Source organism: uncultured Campylobacter sp. (assembly GCF_938031315.1).
Classification (GTDB): domain Bacteria; phylum Campylobacterota; class Campylobacteria; order Campylobacterales; family Campylobacteraceae; genus Campylobacter_B.
The window spans coordinates 1-1626 of sequence record NZ_CALHHT010000144.1; the positions used below are offsets into that span (position 1 = coordinate 1).

The 1626-nt window shown below is 35.2% G+C and carries 3 protein-coding genes; all 3 read left to right on the top strand.

The genetic code is table 11. The features are described 5' to 3' along the window. The coding region (locus Q0236_RS03930; protein ID WP_297915333.1) for a helix-turn-helix domain-containing protein at positions 1 to 376 on the top strand (376 nt) is incomplete at its 5' end. Between the two features lie 250 nt (positions 377 to 626). Next, positions 627 to 983, top strand: a complete 357-nt coding sequence (locus tag Q0236_RS03935) for a Rid family detoxifying hydrolase (RefSeq protein ID WP_297915335.1) — start codon at positions 627 to 629, stop codon at positions 981 to 983. Positions 984 to 1095: 112 nt separating this feature from the next. Then, a partial coding sequence (gene dcuC / locus Q0236_RS03940) for a C4-dicarboxylate transporter DcuC (protein WP_297915337.1) occupies positions 1096 to 1626 on the top strand: 531 nt, incomplete at its 3' end.

Consider the following 1626-nt stretch of genomic DNA (forward strand, 5'->3'; position numbering starts at 1 on the left):
CGGCTCGACCTTTTTTATAAAAAATGGACAAAATATCGAAGGAATGCTATGTATAAATTATGACGGAAGTAAATTTGAAAAGCTTTCAAACGATCTTTTAAAGCTTGCAAATTTAACTGCACAAGATACCAAAACAAGCGCTCAAGACGCAATAGAGCAACTTAGCGAAAATATAGAAGAGATAATAGAGGATATACTAAAAAGGCATGATCTAAACGCGAGCGATACAAAGCCTAAAAATAGAGCTAAGTGTATTAAAAAGCTTTATGAAAACGGAATTTTCAACGTCAAGGGATCGATACCCAAAGTGGCCAAATATCTAAATATCTCAGAACCGAGCGTTTATCGTTATTTACAAAAAAATCAAAACGACTAACGTTATTGTATAAAATTTTTTGACCAACATGCTTAGTCGTTGCTTTGATTAAATTTTATCTAAATTTAATAATTTTTTATCAAATTCTTTTAAATTTGAGAAAAAGGCGATTATACTTGTACTAACTCCTAAATCTTTAATAAAATATAATAAATTTCTCTTAACTATCTTCAAATTTCAATAAAAATTTATCTTATATCTTGTAAAATTCCTTATAACTAATAAAATTTTATTGCATAGGAGGAGCTTTATGGGCAAATATCCAAAGGCTATAGGTCCTTATAGCGCTTATAGGGTCTGTGGAGATCTAATATTTATTTCAGGTCAACTACCGATCGACCCTACGGATGGCAAACTTGCAGAAGGCATAGAAGCCCAAACGAAAAGATCGCTTGATAACATAGGTGCCGTATTGAGCGAGCTTAAGCTTGGCTTTGAAAATATCGTAAAAACTACCGTGTTTTTATCAGACATTGGAAATTTCGCCAAAATGAATGAAATTTATGGAGGCTTTTTTAGGGAGCCGTATCCAGCAAGAAGCGCCTTTGCGGTCAAAGACCTACCGAAAGGCGCTATGGTAGAGATAGAAGTAATCGCCAAAAAATAAGGTTAGTTTAGCTCATTACCATACGCGCCATGGGTACTAAGGCATAGGTTTCGGGTTAAATCCGTTACGTTTATGTTTAAATTTAAACAAACACTATAACAAGGACACAACAATGTTAGGACTAATCATAGCCTTAGCTATCATAGCATTCTTAGTTTTTATGCTTTACAAGAAGGTAAACGCACATGCAGCTTTACTTATAAGCGGTCTTTTGCTGCTAGCTCTAGCAGCTATTTTTGGGATAGGAGATATCATAGAACCTAAAAAGAGTTTAAATTTTGCATTTTTTGATCTATTTGAAGTGATAAATCAAAAGATGTCCTCTACTCTCGCAGGCCTAGGCCTTACTCTCATGTGTATAGCGGGATTTTCTGCGTATATGGATCACGTAGGAGCAAGCTACTCGCTTTTTAAGGTATTTGAAAAACCTCTTCAAAAGGTCAAAAATCCTTATATGCTACTAGTAGTTTCTTACTTCGTAGTGCAGATTATCGTCCTTTTTATCCCATCCCACGCAGGACTTGCGTTACTTTTAATGGTTACGCTATATCCTATTTTAATTAGAACTGGAGTTAGTAAGCTCTCAGCGCTTTCAGTAATAGGCTCTTGCCAGTTTATCGATCATGGTCCCGGAAGCGGAAAC

Bases quoted from the DNA above. Each gene is read 5' to 3' on its own strand.
- Q0236_RS03935 (WP_297915335.1), top strand. From the start codon at position 627: ATGGGCAAATATCCAAAGGCTATAGGTCCTTATAGCGCTTATAGGGTC.